Annotated in this window: 15 protein-coding genes; 6 read left to right on the plus strand and 9 right to left on the minus strand. The window is 46.7% G+C overall.

Going from position 1 to position 19,120, the window contains the following annotated elements:
* Positions 1–56 precede the first annotated feature (56 nt).
* Positions 57–1,676 (plus strand): lysine--tRNA ligase, encoded by a 1,620-nt coding sequence (locus F551_RS0111635; protein ID WP_018997683.1) that lies wholly within the window; start codon positions 57–59, stop codon positions 1,674–1,676.
* 55 nt (positions 1,677–1,731) lie between these two features.
* Here F551_RS0111635 and F551_RS0111640 read toward each other — a convergent pair whose 3' ends face one another.
* Positions 1,732–2,352: a S24 family peptidase gene (locus F551_RS0111640; RefSeq protein WP_018997684.1), complete on the minus strand. Its 621-nt coding sequence runs from the start codon at positions 2,350–2,352 to the stop codon at positions 1,732–1,734.
* Positions 2,353–3,232: 880 nt separating this feature from the next.
* Between F551_RS0111640 and F551_RS0111650 the strand changes: the two genes are divergently transcribed.
* The gene (locus F551_RS0111650) at positions 3,233–3,997 is read left to right on the plus strand and encodes an SDR family NAD(P)-dependent oxidoreductase (protein WP_018997686.1); all 765 of its coding nucleotides are present in this window, start codon (positions 3,233–3,235) and stop codon (positions 3,995–3,997) included.
* Entirely contained in the window at positions 3,972–4,460 is a 489-nt protein-coding gene (locus tag F551_RS16675) for a MerR family transcriptional regulator (RefSeq protein WP_018997687.1), read from the plus strand. The genes F551_RS0111650 and F551_RS16675 overlap by 26 nt, the downstream gene beginning before the upstream one ends.
* A 354-nt stretch (positions 4,461–4,814) precedes the next feature.
* On the opposite strand, the gene F551_RS0111660 is transcribed toward F551_RS16675, so the two are convergent.
* The 8 genes from F551_RS0111660 to F551_RS0111695 all read right to left on the minus strand — a co-directional run bounded on the left by F551_RS0111660 (position 4,815) and on the right by F551_RS0111695 (position 15,653).
* Positions 4,815–5,204, minus strand: coding sequence for a hypothetical protein (locus F551_RS0111660; protein ID WP_155825972.1), 390 nt, complete (start codon positions 5,202–5,204; stop codon positions 4,815–4,817).
* A 42-nt stretch (positions 5,205–5,246) separates the two neighbouring features.
* The gene (locus tag F551_RS0111665) at positions 5,247–5,996 is read right to left on the minus strand and encodes a sulfite exporter TauE/SafE family protein (protein ID WP_018997689.1); all 750 of its coding nucleotides are present in this window, start codon (positions 5,994–5,996) and stop codon (positions 5,247–5,249) included.
* 59 nt (positions 5,997–6,055) lie between these two features.
* Positions 6,056–6,571 carry a hypothetical protein gene (locus F551_RS0111670; protein WP_018997690.1) on the minus strand — a complete coding sequence of 172 codons (516 nt, stop codon included), beginning with the start codon at positions 6,569–6,571 and terminating at the stop codon, positions 6,056–6,058.
* 61 nt (positions 6,572–6,632) lie between these two features.
* On the minus strand, positions 6,633–7,163 hold the full coding sequence (locus tag F551_RS0111675) for a hypothetical protein (RefSeq protein WP_033405015.1): 531 nt from the start codon (positions 7,161–7,163) through the stop codon (positions 6,633–6,635).
* A gap of 71 nt (positions 7,164–7,234) precedes the next feature.
* Positions 7,235–9,427, minus strand: coding sequence for a M13 family metallopeptidase (locus F551_RS0111680; RefSeq protein WP_018997692.1), 2,193 nt, complete (start codon positions 9,425–9,427; stop codon positions 7,235–7,237).
* 100 nt (positions 9,428–9,527) lie between these two features.
* Positions 9,528–12,767, minus strand: coding sequence for an efflux RND transporter permease subunit (locus tag F551_RS0111685; RefSeq protein ID WP_018997693.1), 3,240 nt, complete (start codon positions 12,765–12,767; stop codon positions 9,528–9,530).
* Positions 12,767–14,257 (minus strand): efflux RND transporter periplasmic adaptor subunit, encoded by a 1,491-nt coding sequence (locus tag F551_RS0111690; RefSeq protein WP_018997694.1) that lies wholly within the window; start codon positions 14,255–14,257, stop codon positions 12,767–12,769. Before F551_RS0111690 ends, F551_RS0111685 begins: the two co-directional genes overlap by 1 nt.
* Positions 14,258–14,261: 4 nt before the next feature.
* Positions 14,262–15,653 (minus strand): efflux transporter outer membrane subunit, encoded by a 1,392-nt coding sequence (locus F551_RS0111695; protein WP_033405066.1) that lies wholly within the window; start codon positions 15,651–15,653, stop codon positions 14,262–14,264.
* A gap of 316 nt (positions 15,654–15,969) precedes the next feature.
* Between F551_RS0111695 and F551_RS0111700 the strand changes: the two genes are divergently transcribed.
* From F551_RS0111700 to phoB, 3 genes are all read left to right on the plus strand, one after another.
* On the plus strand, positions 15,970–17,400 hold the full coding sequence (locus F551_RS0111700) for an ATP-binding protein (RefSeq protein WP_018997696.1): 1,431 nt from the start codon (positions 15,970–15,972) through the stop codon (positions 17,398–17,400).
* Positions 17,401–17,654: 254 nt separating this feature from the next.
* Entirely contained in the window at positions 17,655–18,338 is a 684-nt protein-coding gene (phoU, locus tag F551_RS0111705) for a phosphate signaling complex protein PhoU (RefSeq protein WP_018997697.1), read from the plus strand.
* A complete protein-coding gene (gene phoB / locus F551_RS0111710) occupies positions 18,328–19,077 on the plus strand; it encodes a phosphate regulon transcriptional regulator PhoB (RefSeq protein ID WP_018997698.1) in 750 nt (249 codons plus the stop codon). The genes phoU and phoB overlap by 11 nt, the downstream gene beginning before the upstream one ends.
* Positions 19,078–19,120 lie beyond the last annotated feature (43 nt).

Raw genomic sequence — 19,120 nt, forward strand, 5'->3', positions numbered from 1 at the left:
TGACCCGCGCGTATAGCAAGGCTAACTGGCCTGCTTAAACCGGAGAAAATATGTAAATGACAAACCCTGTTCTATCAGCAGATATCCTCACGCCACTCGCAGAGTCGGCTAAAGCCTGGCCATTTGAGCAAGCGCGCGCTTTGCTTAAACGTATCCAGAAGCTAGAGGACAAACAGGGACGTTCTAAAGACCAACCAGTTGTATTTGAAACTGGTTATGGTCCATCAGGTCTACCTCACATCGGAACTTTCGGTGAAGTTGTTCGTACCACAATGGTCATGTCTGCGTTTGAGCAACTGACTGCTGGCGCATACAAAACCAAACTAATTTGTGTGTCAGATGACATGGATGGTATGCGCAAAGTACCTCCGCATTTGCCGCAGCAGGAAATGCTAGAGCAGCATATGCAGCAGCCTCTGACAGCCATTCCTGATCCATTCGGTACGCATGACAGCTATGGCGATCATATGAATGCTCGTTTGTGTGCATTCTTGGATAGCTTTGGGTTTGAATATGAATTTCATTCCGCCACTAAGTTTTACAAAGGTGGTGACTATGATGCTGCGCTTTTAAAAGCAGCAGAAAAATTTGATGACATCATGAAAGTGATGTTGCCAACTTTAGGTGAAGAGCGTCAGGCAACTTATTCACCATTCTTGCCAATTTCGCCAAAGACAGGACGCGTGCTGTATGTACCGATGAAGAATGTGAACGCTGAAAAAGGCGAAATCACATTTGAGGATGAAGACGGAACTGATGTGACAATTCCCGTGACTGGCGGGAATGTGAAGCTTCAGTGGAAGCCTGACTTTGGGATGCGCTGGGCGGCTCTTGGTGTGGACTTTGAAATGTTTGGAAAAGACCACCAAGCTAATGCGCCAATCTATTCGCGTATTTGTAAAATTTTGGGCAATGAGCCACCGACGCAATATGTCTACGAGCTTTTCCTCGATGAAAAAGGCGAGAAGATTTCCAAATCTAAAGGGAATGGAATCTCAGTGGAGCAGTGGCTGAAATATGCACCGCAAGAAAGCTTGGCGTTATTCCAATTCCAGAAGCCACGCGCTGCCAAGAAGCTTTATTTTGATGTCATCCCAAAAGCTGTGGATGAGTATCTGACATTCTTGGCAAAATTCCCAGAAGAAGAGCCAGCACGTCAGGTGGAAAACCCTGTTTGGCACATTCACTCAGGAAATCCGCCCAAGGAAACATCACCAATCTCGTTTGCATTGTTGCTAAATCTAGTGTCGGCGGCCAATGCAGACACAAAGGATGTGTTGTGGGGCTTTATCTCAAAATATGCACTTGAAGCGACACCTGAAAATGCTCCATTGTTGGATCATCTTGTGGGATTTGCGATGGAGTACTTTGCTGACTTTGTGAAGCCAACAAAAACATATCGTGCACCAACTGACCAAGAGCGCGCAGCACTAGAAGATTTAGCCGCTAAGCTTGAAGGGTATGAGGGTGAAGAAACGGGTGAAGCACTTCAATCTCTCGTGTTCAGCATCGGTAAAGAGCATGAATTTGAAAATCTACGCGACTGGTTCAAAGCCATTTATGAAGTGCTGCTTGGTCAATCTCAAGGCCCGCGCTTTGGTGGATTTGCCGCGCTTTATGGTGTCAAAGAAACAGCAATTCTCGTTCGCAAAGGTCTTGCTGGAGAACTTGGCTAAGAGCTGATCTCAAATCTAATTTAGAGAAGCCCGCTAGAGAAATTTGGCGGGCTTTTTACTGACTAGCCCACAAAATACGGGCGATCCATTCAATGTCGTTGGCGGCAAATTCGCGGGGCGGGTAGTCTGGATTAGCGGAGATTAATTCTACGCGGCTGGCAGACATGTGCCCCAGAAGTTTGGCGAGTATTTCACCTGACTTTGTTTTAGCAACCACGCGGTCGCCGCGGCGTACATCCATGCCGGGAGCAACGATAATGCGGTCACCTTCACGAAACACCGGCAACATGGAATCGCCCGAAATTTCCAGCGCATAGACAGTTTCATCGCCCATATCGGGGAAGTGGATATCATCCCAACTTGCGCCGACGGGAAAACCAGCATCATCAAAAAAACCGCCATCACCCGCTTGCGCCAAGCCAATTAGGGGGATAGTGCGCCCCTGACGCCCTTGGGCGAGGTCCGCAAACTCTTCCCAACCAGCGCCCACGGCGGCCAAAGCTTTGGAGAGACTTTCTGTGGAGGGCCAGCGCGGTTTGCTGCCATCAGCACTCGTGCGTTTGGATTTGTTAAAGGCGGTGGGGTCTAATCCAGCCGACTTTGCCAAGGCCGATACAGACAATCCATGACGCGCCGCCAGCGCATCAATACCATTCCAGATATCGCTATGTCTCATGTGTTAAATGTCCTGTAATCGCGAGATGTGAGGACTATATACTAAACGAAAAGGAAAATAAACCTATATCATTTGAGGGCCGTTTGTTTTTTCTTCCTGTCATGCCCGACGCGAAGCGTCAGGGCATCGATCTCGAATTTTTCCAATGCTAGCAAGCGGTGCAATTTCGGGAGTTGGATCCCCTGACACGGGCGTGTCGGGGATGACAAAAGTGCATGTGTTTTAACCCAACACCAAAACCTCCGCCACCGATTGTCGATGCGAGAGTATGCATAAATGGGCTGCAAGGCGTTGCCATTAACAGCGATAAGGATAGCTGGATCGCTCCAGCAGTATAAGTAGCTGCCTCTGGCAACGCCTCACCTGATATTTTGTCCGCAGTGAAGACCTGTCTTACAGAGGCTCCATGAACCTCAGCCAGGGAGGCGAACCTCCTCTGGTTCCCTTTCTGGTACAGCGCCCAAAAGCTCTTTCCGGTCTACCAAAGCTAAAGACCGGCGAGTCCCTTCAGGATATCAGTCCTCTCATCAGAAATGCCAAGTCGGTCGCGCATTTTCCGCCCACACAATGCGATGAGAAGATGGGATCAGTATGGGGAGGATTGTGAGGGAGGGGGATTAAAAAGGGTTTATCCCGAAATATGAGGGAGCTTGCGCGGAAAATATTTCTTGAATGACTATTTCTCGCCAGAAGCAGTCATTCTTCGTCTCTTCGGCGAACAACTGATTTGAGCCCAAAGTAACAAATGCTGCGTTTCTTATGAATGCTTGGTTATTCTAGAAATTTTCTATTCAGCACAAAGAGGTCCTTGACCCTGACGTTAGTGTCAATGCTCTAAGAGAGTCTCCAATCAAAGATGGAAGATTGGAGACACATCATCATGACCTATTGCGATACATGGCAAGGGAAGGTTGCAATCGTTACCGGGGGTAGCTCTGGAATCGGGTTGGCGACAACACGCGAACTTGTTGCGAGTGGTGCAAATGTACTTATTACGGGGCGCAGAGCGGACAAGCTGGCCCAAGTCGCAGCATCCGACGACAAAATTAAAACACTACAGATCGACAGCGCCGATGTAACCAGCGGACAGCAAATCGTTGAAGCTGCGATGTCGCGTTGGGGGCATATTGATTTGATTGTAAATAATTCAGGCGCAGGCCAGCTATTGCCTGTGGGAGAATACGATGCAGAAGTCATTGCAAAAATCTCTGCGGTCAACATCGTCGCTCCGTCACAACTTGTGAAGGCGGCTTACTCCGCGTTGAAGGAGAGCAAGGGTGCAATCGTAAACATTGGCACAGCGGTATCCCGCAATGCCGCGCCGTTGTTGGCACACTATGGGGCGACCAAAGCGGCCCTAGAGCATCTGACCAAATCTTGGGCCGTAGAATTGGCAAAGGATGGTATTCGCGTGAATGCTATTGCGCCCGGCCCAGTAAAGACCGGTGCTTTAACCGGATTCATGGGGTTGCCGCAAGAAATGGCCCAACAGGTCGAAGCACAGGAAGCGGCACAAGTGCCATTGGGTCGCCGGGGCGTGACATCTGATATTGTGCCTTGGATTTTACGGTTTGGAAGCACCGAAAACGAATGGCTCACGGGCCAAGTTCTGACAGTTGATGGTGGTTGGTCCTTGCGATCTTGATTCACAGGCCGGGTTGCAGGCGACTGCACCCGGCCCAAACTTGATTTCTACTTACAGCCCTTTCATATATATCAAGGTTGTTGGAGAATTTGGTATGCAAGCAAAAGAAGCTGCGGAGCGGCTCGGGATAACGCAGCGTATGTTGCGCCACTATGAGAAAAAAGGCCTTTTGGAAGTCAGCCGAACGCTAAATGGCTATCGAAGCTATAGCGACGCTGATCTGAGAAGAGCTGGCCGTATCCGCGACTTTATCGCAACCGGATTCTCAACCCGTGAAATCCGCGCCATGAGCGCATGTCTTTCGGATGACGGAGCTGGCCCTTGCGAAGGCGGCATTGAAAGGTTGACCGAAAAGCTTGAACATATCGACCGGCTTAGAGCAGAACTTGACGAAAAGCGCAGTGCTATCATCGACAGACTTGCGGAACTGAGAAGTGAGCTGGCACCCCTAAACAGCCATTGAGTTGTTTAGTGGTAACGTCCGATTTGTCAGCATACCAGCTGCTAGCATGTCTACAGCTAACCGGCCGTTAAAGGGCCAATATATACCACCCAGCTATCTCAACCATTCAAATTCGCACACCTCTAAGTCGCTTCCAGCCTGTGGATAAGTGTGTTAATCTTTTAAAATACAGACAACAGTCTTCATTGGCTTGGTCGGATATCTGAAGGCGCTATCGCCAGTGCCCACCTACTAAGGTGAGAAGTAGGGCTTGCTTACAAGTCACATCCGATGGGAAACAAAAAGCCAATATGCACCCCGACAGAGGGTTTGGCCAGAATGATTGGCTCGGGACCTGACGGGGTGTTTCTGTGTTTATAGGTCTAGTTCTTTCTTTTCCAAACGTTTAGCAAAATCCATGCATTCACGCTTAGTGGGGTGTTTTGATCCAATAAGTTCATATGCGTATTGAAGAGCTGCTGCATTGAATGCATTTTTCTCTGTTTGTGATGGTGGGGAAACCAATATATCTGCCGCAAGCTTTGTAATGAAGTCTGAATTTCTACGATTGAAGTCAGCAGCGGATCCCGCAAAAGATTCAAATTCATCTTCGTGCTTTAGTTTAACGATACATATAGCAGTGGCATTTTGAACGCCGCTATAATACTCAAATTTTTTCAGTTCAGATTGACGCGTTTCCTCATCTGGACAAGCTGTGAGAAGCAGTGCGAGACACAATATTGGAAGAGATGCTTTCATTTGCATGACTTTAAGCGCTAAATTGTATTTAGCAACTAGTAGTGTGTTTTAGTAAAACGCTTCAAATATCAATTTTGCGCCCAATACACACATCATGACATAGATGAATTTATAAAAGCGGGCGGTTTCAATGCGCCTTACAATCATCACGCCAGCCAAGGTGGCTAGAATAGCCAGAGGCAATAGTATGGCGGATGTTTTTAGATTGGGAATGGTCATTTGTCCAAGAGCTAAAAATGCCGGTACTTTGATCCAGTTTACAAAGCCAAACACGATGGATTTTGTGCCGATGAGCAGGTCTCTGGGTAGTTTTTGTGGAAGTATCCACATGTAAAAGGGCGGACCTCCGGCATGAGCTATTTGGCTTGTGAAACCAGTAATCGTGCCGAAAAAGAGCCCTGATCCGATATTGGATTTTTTAGGGGGATGTTCTTTTTTGTGGAATGTTTGCCAAAGATTGCGTGCACCGAAAATTAGCGAGATCGCGCCAACAGCCCCCATAATGGCATCTTTGGACAACATATCTGCATATAGGTATCCAAGATATACACCTAGGCTCATGCTGGGGAGCATGATGAGCGTAACGCGCTTGTCTATTGTTTTGCGATAGGACCAAATGCCCACTGCGTCCTGACAGATGAGGATGGGTAATAGGATTGCGGCCCCGGCGACTGGATCTCCCCCAAGTGCCATGATGGGCATGGCAAGCGCGCCTATACCTGCAAATCCGCCTTTGGATAATCCAGTGACAATAACGGCGAATGCGGCGCATAAATAGAAAAATATTTCAGGGGTCATGAGCTGGCGATATCGCTCACAGGGTGGCAAGTCAATTCGGTTAGATTGAAAGAGTTACTTTATCTATCGGGACGTATACTCACGCTATCCATAAGCGAACCCGCAGCAAAGGCCGCAAAGTAGGTTACCTGCGCAGGATCATTGCGAACAGCAGCGTTTTGAAGCTTGAATGCCAACACTGTGTCTTTGGAATAGGTTGGGGTGCCGAAAGTTTGGATGAAGGCATTTTCAACGGCTGGAACTTCGCCTGGCGAGATATTGATATGCGCTATAGCAAGTGCGCCATCTACGAACACAAACTCAGCTTCCCGCTTTGCTCCAAAGAATTCTAACCCAGTGCAGTCTATTTGGGCTTGTTCTTCAATGCTGGCAAATTGCGGTGGATCAATAATATAGCTTTCAAGTGTATCGCATTTACTTGAAAGCTTTTGCTCAACTGCTTTGAGAGGTGCGGCAAACTCAATATAGGACGGTTTTTCCACTGACATCGGATCAGATGGGCCGCCACATGCGGACACGAACAATATTGCACTTGCTATAGTTGAGAGTTTGCGAATTGATTTAACCGATGCCATTTGCGACTCCAGTGCCGATTGCCTTTGTGAGCTATCATATCAGGCAATGGCAGCTTTTTCGTTAATCGCGGTCAGGCAGTTTGTTGATACGGTCCATAACGAAGGGGGCAGCTGTTTCGCTGTAATACAGTGCTTCGGGGGTGTCGTTGCGCACAGCGGCGAAGTTGTTTGCGTAAGCTAGGATTGTGTCTTTGCTGGTCGTGGGAGCACCAAATTTAGCTGTAAATGCTTTTTCAAGTGCCGGAATTTCATCTGCTTCAACGAGTATCCATGTCAGCATGAGAGCATCATTTACAAAAACAAATTCGGCCAGGCGTTTATCTCCAAAATATCCAAAGCCTTGGCAATCAATCTGCCACTGACTTTCTACATTTGGGATACTAGGAGGATCGATCTGACGTACATCTACAGAAGAACAATACCCATTTAAGGCCGTTTGAATTTCACTGACCGTGCTGCCAAAGGAAATTTGTGACGGCTTGCCAACGTCCATGGAAATGCTTTCCTGCTGCTCTATAGGGTTGCAAGCAGACAAAGCGATAGCGGCGACGGCTCCTGCCATGCAGGACCGAAAGGTGTTTATAGATGACATATTGTTATCCTGTTGATTTAAGCACCTTCTTCCAAATGATGCTGTTATTGGAAGAAGGTGAGTGCTTTCTGTTACCAGATTTTGATGCGTTTCTCCGGCGGTAGATAAAGTGCATGGTCCTCGGTCACACCAAATGCTTCATACCAAGCATCAATGTTACGAACAGGACCATTTACGCGGAAATAAGGTGGTGAGTGAGGGCCAGTGATCAGATGGGATCTCAGAGCTTCATCTCGACTTTTTGAGCGCCAGACTTGCGCCCAAGACATGAAGAAGCGTTGATCTCCTGTTAGGCCGTCTATGACTTTGTCTTCTTCGCCGTTTAATGAAAGTTTGTAAGATTTATATGCAAGTGACAATCCGCCAAGATCACCAATGTTTTCTCCTAACGCGAGTTGACCATTTACACAGGTTTCACCGTCATCTAGCGGGCAGAAACCATTATATTGGCCAACCAGTTCTTTTGTCAGACCTCTAAAGCTTGTTAGGTCATCTTCAGTCCACCAGTTAGATAAAGAACCGTCAGCGTTGAACTTTGAACCTTGGTCATCAAATCCGTGTCCGATTTCATGGCCAATCACGCCGCCGATTGCACCGTAATTCACAGCTGGGTCTGCGCTGATATTGAAGAATGGTGGTTGCAGAATTGCTGCCGGGAAAACGATCTCGTTGAATAGCGGGTTATAGTAAGCGTTGATTGTTTGCGGTGTCATGAACCACTCATTGCGGTCCATTTCTGTACCCAGTTGTGAAATGTTATCTTTCCACTGCCAATCAGATGCGGCAATCTTATTGCTTAATGCGTTATTTGAAACTTCAAGACTGTCATAAGTTTCAAATTCTTCAGGGTAACCGATTTTTGGATTGAATGTATCAAGTTTAGCTTTAGCCTTGCCGCGCGTTTCATCGCCCATCCACTCTAGCTCTTTAAGGTTGTCAGCCATTGCCAAGCGGAGGTTTGAAACCAGTTTATCCATTGCGGCTTTGTTTTCTTCAGGGAAGTGGCGCGCGACGAATTCTTTTCCGATTGCTTCTCCAAGAATGTTTTCTGTAGCAGAAACTGCGCGTTTCCAGCGCACGCGTTGTTCTGGTGTTCCACGAAGCGTGTTGCCGTAAAAATCAAAGTTCGCTTTATCGATTTTTGTGGGAAGTACGGAAGAATGGTCAGACAGGAAATGTACCGTCAGATATGCCTTCCAGACAGAAAGATCTGTTTCCTCGATGATTTTGAACATTGCTGGGAAACCACCACCGAGTTTTTGTCCATCTTCTTCTGTCAATCCAGCTGAAGCGAGCTCTTCCGATGTCGGCGGGATTTCACCTACGATTAGCTGCTTTTCGTCTCCTAAACCCAATCCAGTCATAAAGGTTTTTACTGGGAATGAGTTTGCCATGCCGGCCAAATCATTCATCGAGATTTTGTTGTAGGTGATTTCAGGATTACGGCTCATTGCGCGATCCCAGTGCGTCGCTGCCATCTTGGTTTCTAGCGCCATAATTTTGGCTGCTGTGTCAGCAGGAGTGGGGTCTTTTGCTTCTGTTAGTAAGAAAGTTAAAAGCTCTACATATTTGGCGCGGCGTTCAACAGACTTTTCATCGTCTTTAGTGTAGTAATCACGATCCGGTAGCCCCAAGCCTGATAGGCTGGATTGGAAAATATATGTGTCCGTTTCTTTTGGGTCAGCAAAAACATATCCGCTAAAAGGAGAGGCATATCCTGCTGCAGCGAATGTGCTCGCTAGGTCGTCCATATTTTCAATTGCATTTATACGATCAAGATATGGTTGTGCGGGTGCAAGCCCAGCTTGGTTTATGACATCCAAATCAGAGAATGTTTTGTAGAAAAGACCAATTTTTCCTGACGAGGTAGAAGGATCAGCATCGGCTTCGGCAAGCTCTTCGATTATCTTGCGCACGCGCTTTTCAGAATTCTCTCTGAGCAAAGTGAAGGACCCGTAACGGGACTTGTCTGCTGGAATCTCAAATGTATCGTACCATTTTCCATTCGCATACCGAAAGAAATCGTCTCCTGCAGCGACATCTTTATCCATTGAGGACAGGTCTAGCCCGTAGGGGCCGTATAATTCTTCTAAAGTTGCCTCTTTAGGAGCAACTTTTGTAGCGGTCTCAACAACTTTTTCTGCTACTGCTTCTGTGACAACTTCTGCTGAGCTTTGATCTTCAGTTTTGGTGTCCACAGTTGCGCAACCTGTTGCTAAGGACAGAGCGACAATTGAAGTTGCGAATTTTAGTTTGTTAAGCATGAAAATCTCCCGTTTATAAGGAATAGCTAATAGGTTCCGCTACAGAATGTAAACAAACGCACAAGATCATTTTGTACGTTTGTTTGATTTCATGAGCTAACTACTCTGCGGGTGCAGGTAATCTGTCAGCATCTGCATCACCTGAAGTGTCGAGAGTGTCATCGTCAAATGTTTGGCCAAGTGGTTGGATTTTGTCTGGACGTAGTCCTCCAAAATACCAACGCATTGCCTGCTTTAACCATGACATACGGCGACCAATTTCAACTCCAATTGCGTATAGAGACGGCACAAGAAGTAGACTTAGGAAAAGAGCGAAGATCACCGCACAACCTAAAGAAACAACCATCGGCTTCAGGAATTGAGCCTGCATAGAGCGGTCCAAAATCATTGGCAGAATACCGATGAATGTTGTTACCGAAGTAAGCAATATTGGGCGGAAACGAGATACACCAGCTTCTACCACAGCTTGGAAAGCTCCAACACCATGTGCACGACGTTTATTTAGAAAATCGATGAGCACGAGGTTATCATTGATCACAACACCAGCCGCCGCAGCGATACCAAATATTGAGAACATGGCCATTGGAACTCCAAGTAATGCATGTCCAAATACGGCCCCCGCAAAACCAAATGGAATGGCCGACATGATAAGCAGGGGTTGTGCATAGGATTTAAATGCAATGGCCAAGAGACAGTACATCACAAAGAAAGCACCCAATTGCAGCCCTGTAATTTCTGCAAAGAATTCAGCTTCCTGTTCAGCAGAACCTAGTGCTCCTGAAGTCAGACCTGGATACTTTTCTTTTAGACCTGGCATGAAGTTTTGGTTTATTGTGCTGATGATGTCGCGTTGAGCTTCACCTGCAACATCTGCGAAGACGGAGACAGAACGCTGACGTTCACGACGTAGGATACGGTTGATGCCTGGTGCAAATTCCACGTTGGCAACTTCCATCAATGGAATTTCGCGTCCATCAACCGTTCGAATACGAAATTGGTTCAAACTGTCCAGCGAACGACGAGCTTCGCGTGGAAGCTTCACCATGACCCGTACATCATCTCCTTCGCGTGGGAGGCGTTGGACTTCTTCACCATAATATGCTTGGCGAACTTGGCGAGATACATCACGCAAGGTCAGGCCGAGGCTTTCAGCACCAGGTTTCATTGTGAGACGAATTTCTTGTGCCGCAGCAGAGAAATTGTCACCTACATTGTGAGCTTGAGCATATGTTCCAAGGTGGATACGAAGCTCTTCTGCTGCTTGACGCAGGACCTCTAGGTCTGGGTGATTTAGAGCAAATCTTAGGCGTGGGTCACCGTCGTTGAAGGAGAACGCAAATTGAGCATCTTCAGCATCAGGAATTTCACCAGTTAGTTCACGAAGCTCTTCTGCCAGCGCTTTGGTTGATACTTCTCTTGGGCGTATCTCGGGAGCTGCAAGAGCAATCCAAGACATAACTTGTCCTTCGGAAGCAACCATTGATGCGTCACGGACAATATCAAAATCTAGTTCACTCCATTTTTCATTTTGTGAATCTTTTAGAGCATCAATACCGGCGCTAAGTTGAGTTTGTACCTGTGATACGCGTGAGAAGGGGGTTCCATTCGGCATGTCAATTTGAACAAAGATGAAGTCACCTTCAGTTTCAGGTTCAAATTTGAAAGGTACCCAACCGTGTTGTACTAGACCTATCGCGAGCATAAATAGAGCGATAAATCCTGCAGCTGTGGCGTAACGCATTTTGATCGCGAAGATCAAAATTGGTTTATAGACCGTGCGGGCAACCCACAAAAGACTGTCGGCAATTGAACGTTGGAATCTTGTAAATCCAGCACCAACTTTTGAGCTGAGTGATTTGCCACCTTCTGTTTTTTGCTTTTTCAAATGAGCAAGGTGAGCAGGAAGGATCAGGAATGCTTCTACAAGAGAGAAGGTCAGAGCAGCAATCACGGTGAGTGTAAAGTTCTGCGTGAACTGACGCGCACCTCCTGAAATTAGGGCCCAGGGTGCGAATGCGATCATTGTGGTGATCACACCAAACATCACTGGTTTTGCAACAGCTTTTGCACCGTGGATAGCTGCTTCAACGCCTTCACGTCGTCCGCTCTCAACTTCGGTGTGAATACTTTCACCGATTACGATAGCATCATCAACGACAACTCCAATCACCAGTAGGCAGGCAAACAATGAGAGGATGTTGAGTGATACTCCCATGATTGGAAGGAGGAAGAAACCACCAGCAAATGCTGTCATAATCCCAATAGCCACCCAGAAAGCCACAATTGGGCGAAGGAATAGCAAGAGGACGATCAGAACCAGCAGAGTACCTGTGACAGCAGAATTGGATATGATTGAGATAAGTTTGCTCATAAAGTCGTGGTCAGACCACAACAAATTCAATGTAACAGACTCGGGAAGAGTTTCGTTTTTCTCTTCCATATATTGTTTGATGGCCTCGGAATATTTGGGCAAGTTCATTTTTTCGGTTTGTGCCATCATAATGAAAGCAGCTTTCCGACCTTCAAATGAAGTGCTCAGGTCAGCGTCGACAAACCCATCGATAACGCGAGCAACATCACCCACGCGAATTATTCCACCATTTTCAGTTTGCTGAATGATTACGTCATTGAACTGTTCAGCTGTGTCAGCAAGATTTCTTGTTTGAATAGAAACATCACCAGTTTCAGTGCGAACCTGTCCGCCGCTACCGTTCAATGAGCTGCTACGAATGGCTGTCGAAATATCATCAAATGTCAAACCATATTGGCGCATTGCACTTTCAGAAACTTCAATCGTGACTTCTTCGGATAATGTTCCTTGAACACGCGCTAGCTCTCCGCCTGGTATTCTGGCAATCTCGTCACGAATTTCGTCAGTAATGCGCTTAAGTTCTCTCGAGCTTATGTCACCGGCAACAACTAAACCGAAATATTCGTTGTTATTCTTCCACTGTTGAACTTGTGGGCGGAATGATGAGGGGGGGAGGTTATTGATTGAATCAACGCGTAATTTGATTTCATCAAGGAATTTTTGAGTGTCGACCGAGTTTAGTGCTTTAATGTTTACGGTTCCGCCGCCTTCATAAGCGATGGAAGTCATGCGTTCGATGCCATCTACATCGGCAACAGCTTCTTCAATTCTAACAACGATTTGTTCTTCTGCATCTTGAGGAGATGAACCAGGCCACGCGATAGTGACAGAGGCACCAGCAAATTCACCACCAGGGAAAACTTCTTGTTCAAGTCTGCTAAAGCCGAATAGTCCTCCGGCAACACAGCAGATCATCAATAGGTTGGCGGCAACTGAGTTGCGCGCCCAAAATGAGATAATACCACCCATTAGTTTGCTCCGATCGCTGAGTCTGAGGCAAGAGCGATGACATCATCACCGTCCGATGTGTCTTGCTCGTTCTGATCCGTTTCAAAAGTACGCACGCGCATGCCTGTCATTGCTGCTTGAACCGGTGTTGTGATGACCAATTCGCCTTCATTTAGGCCTGAAGCGATATAGACATATTCTTTTGTAGTTCTTTGAACTTCTACGGTTTTAATTTCTAGAGATTGCACAATCCGTGTTGTCTCTTCTGTTTCTTTTTTCGCTAATGGATCTTTAGCTTTGGCTTCATCCGCTTCTTTATTTTTCTTAGCTATCTCTTCGTATTTAGCTTCGATTTTGGCTATTTTCTCTTCCATAGCTTCTTCAGGAATAGTGTATCCAAGCTCTTCTTGAGTCTTTTTCGCTGCTTGGCGAGCTTCAGCTATTTCTTCTTGCTTTTCATTTTCAAGACGTGTGTCACGGTCTTCGATTTCTTCTTCTGTCTCGTTGATGACATAGACAGTATCAAGTCCACGAAGTGCTGAACGCGGGGCTCTTACAATGTTGTTGAGTACCCGACCTTCAATAAGTGCATTCACGAATAATCCAGGGGCTAGTGGAGTGTCACCATCAGCACCTTTACCAAATGGATCATCAACTTGAGCAAAAACTGAAACAAGGCGTGTACGTGTATCAACCGATGCACCTGTTCTAGTAATATAGCCTTCCCAATTACGCTCCTGACCACCTACATCAGCGGTTAGAGCAACTTTCGGTCCTGGGTTTGCTCTTGTGGCGTTAAAAGCAATTGGTAGTCCCAAGTCACCTAACTCATCATTTGGAATAGCGAGTTCTATTTCAACGGCATCTTTCGCAAATACAGCTCCGATTGGGCTGCCTGGTGAAACGAATTGTCCAAGATCAACGCTTTTTTGTTCAACCAGCCCATTAAATGGGGCGCGAACTTCGGTACGTTGCAATTGTAGAGCTGCGTCTTCCGCTTGAGCTTCGGCTGCAGCTAGTGCTGCACGTGCTTCAGCTAGTTGTGGTTCGCGAAGCGCTAGAGGGCTTGGGTTTTCAATTCCTAATTCTTCTAGTTCGGTGCGAGCAACTTCGGCCTGTGCAATCACTGTTGCTAATGTTTGGCGGGCGCTTGCGACTGTAGATTCTGCGCGAACTGCAGATAATTTGTAGTCAGCATCTTCCAGGCGAATTAGAACTTCACCCTTTTTAACAAATCCACCGTTTTCTAGGTTTGGAGAAACATATTTCACACGACCTGAAACTTGAGGGGATAATTGTACTTGTCTTTTGGGCCTAACAGCACCTTGCGCTTCCACTGACAAGGATACATTGGCCAGAACGGCTGGTTCTGAAAGAACAGCAAGACCAACAGGGCCTCTTTTCTTGACCTCCGGTGGAGGTTTCATTGCGCCAAGTACGCCGATAATTTGACTACCACCGGCGAGAATGATGAGGGGCACTGCAACTTTTAATATCGTACTGAATTTCATGGTCTTAGTTTCCTGTTGGGGCGTTGATCGCAGGCGCGTCTCCGCCGCCCAACGCAAGATGATAATTAATTCTGTTGACTGCGCGTGAGGCGTGGGTTGCTATCAATTGACTATTTGCATTGATACGACGCGTCTGCGCATTGATGAGGTCAAAGATCGTAATCAAGCCCTCTTGGTATTGTCTTTCCGCAATTGTTTCTGCGGCTTCAGCTTCTGACATGGCAATTTGTAGTGCGAACTGTTGTTGCTCTAGTGAAAGGTCTGCGGCACGAGTACCTTCGACTTCTTCCCAGGCAGCCAATACTGTACTGGCGTAATTTGCAGCGGCTGCTTCAGCGTTTAACCGAGCTGCTTTTGCCTGATTAGCCAATCTTCCACCATTAAATATGGGTGCTGTCAGATTTGCAAGGATGCGACCTGCGAGCTGATCAACATCTAGTACATCTTCAATTGTATTGCTGTTGATAGAACCCGATGCGCTTAAGCTAAGCGATGGGCGCATTGCAATTCGTGCTAAGTCTGCGCGAAGTCCTGCGGCCGCCATTCTAGCTTCAGAAGCTGCAACATCAGGACGGCGCGCTAGCATGTCTGTTGGAGAAATATTGGTGTCCGCCATTGGGCCAAGAACAGGCGGGGTTTCTGGTGCATTGACTTCAGCGGCTGGGTATCTTCCTAGAAGAACTTCAAGAGAGCGTGCTGCATTTTCGACATCGAGCTGAGCGCGAGAAATTGAGGATTTTGCGCTAGCCTCAGCTGAACGGGATAATCTTACATCCAAAGTTGTTGCAAGACCGGTAGCAACGCGTCTTTCTGTTAGCTCTTTAGCGCGTGTGCGAGCTTGTAGTTCATCTTCAGCTAGAGACAATTGAGCGCGTGCATTCGATAGATTTATCCAAGCGTTTGCAGTGCGTCCTGCAATAGATAAACGTAAATCGTCTAATTCTGCTTCGCTCGCTTTAAAGTCTTCATCAGAAGCGGAAATTCGTTTTGACACTTGGCCCCAAAGGTCTACTTCCCAGCTTGAAGAAAGAGAAACTTGGTAACTTGGGTCAGTTGATGATCCTGAATCTATTCGTCCACCTTGAACACCTGCGCTGAGAGAAGGAATTCTATCTCCGCGGGCTGCACGAGAAGTTGCGAAGGAAGCACTGGCGCGTGCACGAGCGGCCAAAAGGCTTGGGTTCGCTGAAATTGCTTCCTGTATGAGTGCGTTCATGCGTTCAGAATTGAATTGGGCGGTCCAATCAGTTTCTTCTGCTGGTGCAGGTAATGTCACTGCCCATTCATTGGGAATATTGGTTGTTGCCAATTGAAGATCAGTCGCAATATCGCCGCCGCCAATACTGGCGCAGCCTGTGGCCAAAACTGCAATTGCAGGAGCTGAATAATGTTTCATGCGATCTGATTCCATAATTTTTGGTATGTGCTCAAAATGAGAGTTTGAGCGTGAAGTATATATCTGTCATTATGTCACGAAAGTCAACAAATAATTATCGAAAAACAATAATTGAGTGATTGGCTAGGTTTTTTTGATGACTGACATTAAAGTGACATTACGTTGGAGATATCATGAGAAAGTATTGAGATTGTGAAGGTTTGAGGAAATAACTTTCGGATTCTCTTTATACATGCATACAAAATTGCGTTGGAAGCTTTGAGGCTCGGGCATTTGAAGAAAAAGCTAGAATGCCTGAGGCGTTGGGAAGCATAAAATGAATAAAATAGAAGTTTTGGCTCAGGTTTGGCGCGCGCAGCGTCCTGCATTCTTTTGGGTGTGTGGAGCCGCGATTGTAATTCTCGGCGCTATGTGTCTTTTGGGAGAACTGCGAGTGATGACCGCTATCGTGGGCGTGTGTTCATTTGGCGGTGTGGTTTTGGGGCGTGGTCTGTTTGCGCATCTTCAAAATGACGAGAATTTACCCACTAAGCAGAAAATTAATGGCGAGCTTACAAATGCGGAATTTCGGTCCGTTATTGTGAATGCGATGAGTGAGCCTTGCTTGTTTGTGAATCCTGAGGGGCGAGTGGAAGTTGCAAATGAAGCTGCAAAACAAAACTTCAGATTTCGCGGAGATGCTCCAGTTTTATCTTCAGTTGTAAGGCGGCCTGAAATGTTGGCTGCTGTGGAAGATGCTTTGAATGAAAAAGAGCCGCAGGATTTTGCATTTGTCGAGCGGGGTGAATATGACCGCACGTATGCTTGCGTGGCGGCACCTGTGAAGACGAATTCTGGGTTGGGTGTTCTAATAACTATGGAAGATCTTACAGCTGTTAAGCGTGCTGAGTTGGCGCGTGCAGATTTCCTTGCCAATGCCAGTCACGAATTGCGTACACCTCTCACTTCGCTTGCGGGATTTATTGAAACTATGCGAGGCCCCGCAAAAGATGATCACGAGGCTTGGGATCACTTTTTAGAAATAATGCAAGGGCAAGCCGAAAGAATGCGTCGCCTGATCAATGATTTGTTGTCGTTGTCGCGAATTGAATTGAGTGAACATAGGCGTCCTTCAACGAATGCAGATCTGGCCGCTGTAGTGAGTGAAGTTGGAGCCGCTTTGGAGCCTGTTGCGGATGGTCAGGAAGTAAAGATTCGAATTTCTGGTCCTGCCAAAGGGGTTGCGGTAATGGGAGTGAGGGATGAGCTAGCTCAAGTTGCGCAAAATTTGATTGATAACGCCATTAAATATTCCGAACCTGAAGATGTTGTGGAAGTGGAAGTATTGACGGGACTGGGGCAGGAAGAGGCATTGGAGCAAGCAGGACGACGTATGGAAAATGCTCCTCAATTTTCGATTGCCAATAGTTTAGGTGCTGCTGAAACCAAATACGCTGTTTTGCGTGTTCGCGATAATGGACCTGGCATGGATAGAAAATACCTTCCAAGGCTGTCTGAGCGTTTTTATCGAATTGATCCCGGGCGGGGTCTAAAAAAAGGAACCGGTTTGGGGTTGGCTATTGTAAAGCACATTGTAAATCGTCACCGCGGTGCATTTCTTGTTGAAAGTGAGTTGGGCGTTGGAACGGCGTTTGGTGTTCTGTTCCCAGTTTCTTATGAAGACAAAGAGCAATCAGACCTTGATCAATTGCTTGAGGAAAGAGCTTTCAGAAAAAGTATTGATTCTGATGAGGTTAAAGAAGCTTAGAGCGTTTGATGCGCTTGCTGGTGGAGGTGGTAGTCTTAATTTTGGATGCCAATTTACGATAAGAAATGCTTAGTTTGAACTTAATGTGAAAAGTGCAACAAAACCGTCGTAAAATCATGGTAACGCGAGATAAAGAAACCTATATCAATTTTTCAGTATACTGATTTTTGTGTATGGTCGTGATTAGTGTGAAAATGATCCAAGCATGTGTTTGGTGTTTTGTTTGAACGTCATAAATTTGTGCTAAGAGTAATATGAACAGTCAGACTGTCTTGAATATTTCCAACGAATTGGAATTGCTTACAGGTGAAATCGCTGGCATGGGCGGTCTCGTGGAAGACATGCTCAGCGACGCGTTGGCCGCTGTCGTCACTTATGATGCAGAGCTTGCGCTTGAGGTTGTGGATCGTGATGGTCAGCTCGACGAGCTGAAAAGTAAAATTGAACATACAATTTTTGATCTGATTGAGCGTCGCGAACTTAAGGGGCAAGACCTAAGGCAGGCGCTTGCAGGAATGAAGGTGGCAGTGGAATTGCGCCGCATCGGAAATCTGTCACGTAGTATAGCTAAACGCACATCCCATTTAAAAGATTACGAACGTTCGGATCAGGCAAAATCTCTTGATCGTATGGGGCGCTTGGTGTCGTCGCAGTTGAAGCGTGTGCTTGATGCATATGGTGAACAGGACTACGAAACGGCGCTTGATGTGCGTGAACGAGATGAGGAAGTTGATGAGTTTTATAATTCAATCTTCCGCATCATGGTAACTTATATGATTGAAGATGGTCGAAAAATAAGTGCGTGTGCGCACTTTATGTTTATGGCCAAAAAACTCGAGCGAGCAGGTGATCATTGTTCTCAGATAGCAGAAATAATTCATTATGCTGCAACTGGAGAATATCCTGCAACCGAAAGGCCGGTAGTCGATGACGTATAATTATTCCGAAAGCACAAAATCTTCAGGTAGCAAAAACTCTTCAACCACGCCTTATGCGTTAATTGTGGAAGATGAAGAAGCTTTGGTGCAATTGCTGAAATATAATCTTCAGAGCGAGGGTTATGAGGTTGGCGTTGCGATGGATGGTGAGTTGGCTCTGTTGATGGTTGAGGAGCGTCAACCAGATATCGTATTGCTTGATTGGATGTTGCCAAAGCTGTCAGGTATAGAGGTGTGTCGGCGTTTGCGTAGTCGCGACACGACCGGCAACTTGCCAATTATTATGCTGACCGCTCGCACAGAGGAAGGGGATCGCATTCGCGGCCTTGATACCGGTGCAGACGATTACATAGTTAAGCCGTTTTCAATGACGGAATTGAAGGCACGCATTCGCGCGGTCATGCGGCGCATCCGTCCTGGGCTTACGGAAGATAAGGTTATTGTTGGCGATTTGGAAGTCGATCGCACTGCCCACAAGGTTGCGCGTGCTGGAAAGCAAATTCACTTGGGACCGACTGAATTTCGATTGCTGGATTATCTTATTCAGCACCCTGGGCGCGTGTTCTCGCGAGAGCGTTTGCTTGATGCAGTCTGGGGATCGGATATATATGTTGAGGCGCGAACTGTGGATGTGCATGTAGGGCGTTTACGTAAGGCTCTTAAGGTCGAGGGATTGCCAGACCCGATCCGTACCGTTCGCTCAGCTGGGTATGCTTTAAATGCTGAAGGCAAAAATTAGAGCGAGTTCGCAAGCTTCCAAAATCGGATAAAAAATAAGCGGC

It is taken from the genome of Hirschia maritima DSM 19733 (assembly GCF_000378345.1).
In the GTDB taxonomy this organism is placed as follows: Bacteria; Pseudomonadota; Alphaproteobacteria; order Caulobacterales; family Hyphomonadaceae; genus Hirschia; species Hirschia maritima.